The organism is Asticcacaulis sp. (genome assembly GCF_027484505.1).
GTDB lineage: Bacteria > Pseudomonadota > Alphaproteobacteria > Caulobacterales > Caulobacteraceae > Asticcacaulis.
In genome coordinates, this window is sequence record NZ_JAIXSV010000222.1 from 1 (window position 1) to 3,454 (window position 3,454).

Annotated in this window: 3 protein-coding genes; all 3 read right to left on the reverse strand. The window is 51.3% G+C overall.

From position 1 onward, the window contains the following. Positions 1 to 20 precede the first annotated feature (20 nt). Entirely contained in the window at positions 21 to 1,121 is a 1,101-nt protein-coding gene (locus Q0072_RS13350; RefSeq protein WP_298331011.1) for a WD40 repeat domain-containing protein, read from the reverse strand. A 109-nt stretch (positions 1,122 to 1,230) separates the two neighbouring features. Further along, positions 1,231 to 2,646, reverse strand: coding sequence for a hypothetical protein (locus Q0072_RS13355; protein WP_298331013.1), 1,416 nt, complete (start codon positions 2,644 to 2,646; stop codon positions 1,231 to 1,233). A gap of 259 nt (positions 2,647 to 2,905) precedes the next feature. Next, positions 2,906 to 3,454, reverse strand: a 549-nt coding sequence (locus Q0072_RS13360) for a hypothetical protein (RefSeq protein WP_298331014.1), incomplete at its 5' end; no start/stop codon positions are given.

The following is a 3,454-nucleotide window of genomic DNA, read 5'->3' on the forward strand; positions in this document are numbered from 1 at the left end:
AAAAAAAAACAAATAATAAATCAGTTCAAGTTTACCAGTGCCAAAAAAATATCCAACCACAAGCTCATGCCAAGACGTGGAAGAACAAGAGAACAATTTTCGTTCAAATCAAGACGATGTTTGCAACACATGAGATGAAACACCAGAGAGCGAAAAGCAGGTGAAAAATACATGTGGGTTTTGTCGGACCATGGACATATGGTTGTTTTAAATCCTGGTGTTAGAATTTGATGACTGTTCAAAAACACTCCAGTCCATGACTCTTTCCCGCAAAACAAGAGCTTTCCGCTCCTTGCATCAAAGATTTCGCGGTTTTTTCCAAAGATGCCAATATATTTTCCATCTGGCGACCATTCAATGTGTTTGGCGACATTCGGGACACTTCTGCGCAGTTCCATCGCTTTTGTGAACAGGCCGTTTTCGTTCATCGCCCAGATCGCCAACGTTTGGTCATGATCAGCATGCAGTATTTGTTTGCCATCTGGTGACCACGCCACTTTGTTGTACCATTCATGACATCCTTGCAGAACCTGGCTTTCTTGTTCAACTAAAGAACCATTTTCGGCTACGGACCATACTCGCAACTTTCCAAAAGTGCTGGCAGACACCATGTGCTTGCCATTCGGTGCCCAGACCGTTGCATAAAAACGTTCTGGATAACCTTTTGAAACCTGACTTTTTTTTGTCAGCGCTCCATCTTCGGCAACAGACCACATTTCAATTTCACCAAATGCTCGGCCGAGCAAAATAAAATCACTAGTGGGTGACCAAGCCACATCCGTCGCCCAAATTCCTTGTTGCACAATTTCATTCTGCTTCACAAATGTGCCATCTTCAGCAACTGTCCATACCGACAACGTCGAATTCCCGTGGGCGTTATTGGAAATCACCATGCGTTTGCTGTCAGGCGCCCAGGACACACCGACAACAATGCCGCCATTAATCGATGCCGTGATGATTTTATCTTTTGTGATATCCCACAATGCTGCTGCGCCCGACAAATACTTATTCCAAGATAACAAAAACTGTCCATTCGGCGACAGAACCATGTGTTCATAACTTTCAGTGCAGGAGGTTGCCACAACACGACATTCCTCCTGCCAATTACTTGCCATCTTCATCTCTACTCTTCTCCCTTCTTGCCTCGTTTCTGAGCATGCTTGGTTTTATCATTTTTTTTAAAATTTTTTTTATTTTTCTAAAAAAAAAAATCGACTTTTTGCAATTGTCTCAAGCCAAGTACCCTGGATTGGGCAGGTACATGGCGTTGTCGTGAGCTTGTCGCATTATTTGTGCTTGCATGGCCATGTCATCAGCACTGCTGCGCGGTTTGCGCAAGGACTGAGCGCCAAACAAGTCAAAGCCGCTGGCGTCGCCGTTGTCCGCTCCCCACGCCGGCGCCTCGTCCAAGCGCGTTTCAAAGTAGCTCTTGCGGGTGTTGAACGGCGCAGCCGCTTCTGTCTTGACACCGGGCGCAGCAATACCCACCGACAGACCGTCCTGATAGGCAGCCAAATTGTCCACGGTGACACTGTCGGCCACGCCGCGGCGCGAGCGCTGAGTGAATGCATCGGCAGCCGCTTGCAGACCTTGTGTCACTGTACCCACAATCGATTGCAAGAGCGGCAGTTCATTCAGCGCGCCTGGTCGTTGTGTGCCAGGCCGTTCCGTCGATGTCTGGACCACGCCGGCATTGTGCACAGCCGCCTGCGCAGGCATGCGATCACGCGCCACCTCGCCTTGGTCGCCGACTCGCTGTGGGCCCGGTCGCTCAGTGGTGGTGCGCACCGTGCCAGCATTGTGAACAGCTGCTTGCACAGGCATGCGGCCACGACCAACCTCCTGAATGGTGCCTGGCCGCTGCGTGCCCGGTCGTTCGGTGGACGTGCGCACCGTGCCGGCATTATTCAAGAATGTAGCCGCCTGCACGGGCATGCGACCGCGCGCCACCTCTTGCTCGAAACCAGGGCGTTGAGTTCCGGGCCGGTCCGTCTCGTACTTGGTGGTGCCAGCGTTGTTCATGACCACCGAAGCCTGCACGGGCATACGACCGCGCGCCACTTCCTGCTCAAAGCCAGGGCGCTGGGTGCCGGGCCGCTCGGTCTTGTAATCAGTGGTGCCCTCCGTGTTGCTGTCGCGCATGCTGGCATTGCCGGCACGATTGGTCGTGCCTGTGCGCTGTTGCGGCCGCCGTGGATCCGCGTCCCAGTCCGAACCTTCCGTCATGGACGATTGTGCCGTCACTTGTGGCTTTTCGCGCGGATCAAAGGGGCGGATGACCGGTTTCACATATGGCTTGATGCGGGCGATGTGCTGATAGCCCAACATGCCCGTTTTGCGCCCGTCTTCAAACTCGACAGGAATTGACTCGCGCACGCCCGAAGAATTGCGCAGGACCAGATCTTCGATGAAAGCGCGCCGGTAGTCTTCATAGTTGGCATTGAGACCATCCGGTTCCAAGTCATCCGCTTCGACCAAATCGCGCTCTGGCGTCACTTCATCAGGGTGGTGGCCGCCCATCAACTGAACGAGTTTGCGAGTCGGATACAGCATTTCTTCGGCCGGACGACGGTAATCATGATCGGGTTTGGGCAAATCATTGTCGTCGGCATAAATGGTGTAGCTTTTTCCCGTTACAGGATCCACGCCTCTTTTGATGGGCGTCCGACCCAACCGAATCATTTCAGCGTGAGTGGGTCGAGCGTACCCCTTTCGTGCTTGTGCACCAGAATCGAAAGGATCTGTCATGTTGTCCAATAGCCGATGACCCATTTTTTTTTGTCAACACAAAAGTGGGTGATTTTTAATCTCTCTGACCACGTGTAAATTAAAAAAAAAAAAAATTGTGGAAGCAAAACGTGTTTAGAGTCTTCTTTTTTTCAATCTTCAATAAAGTAAAAAGAAATTATGCAGTCATTCCCTCTGCAGCTGCCTTGTCTAAAACAGATTTTAGCGCAATTCCTTCAACCCAAAAACAACAATATTCAGTCTGAGTCAACTTGTCGAATCTAGTCTCGGGTCCTTTGGAAAGTGTAAGTCCAAGGGCGTTGCAAATGTTTTGGCGGCCGTACACATCGCGCAGATTGTTTGTCATCTCCTTTGCTCCTGTAAAGCCAGCTTCGGTCTTGGCGGCCTCCTCGATAAGCGTCCAGGGCGTGGCGTATTGCTCGCCCCGAACAAAAGCCGAACTGTTCATAAAGAGAGCCAGAGAATTCGATTGAATAAACTGACCGCAGGCCTGTTCGCGGAAAAACGACGGTGCCGAGCGGAACAAGTCGCTGCTGCCGTATTTCCTGCCCAGAATATTGTAGGCTCGGGCACAGAGAGCAATGTACGCTGCCAGGTTTTGTTCAATGTGCTTGGCTAAATTGGATTGCTGGGTGGTGACGGGGTTGTTGAAAGGCACAATGACAAACCGCCGTGACATGCGCCCGGCCTCATTGCCTTTCGACGG

Excerpts from the sequence above, each read along its gene's own strand:
- Q0072_RS13350 (WP_298331011.1), bottom strand. The coding sequence starts at position 1,121 with ATGAAGATGGCAAGTAATTGGCAGGAGGAATGTCGTGTTGTGGCAACC.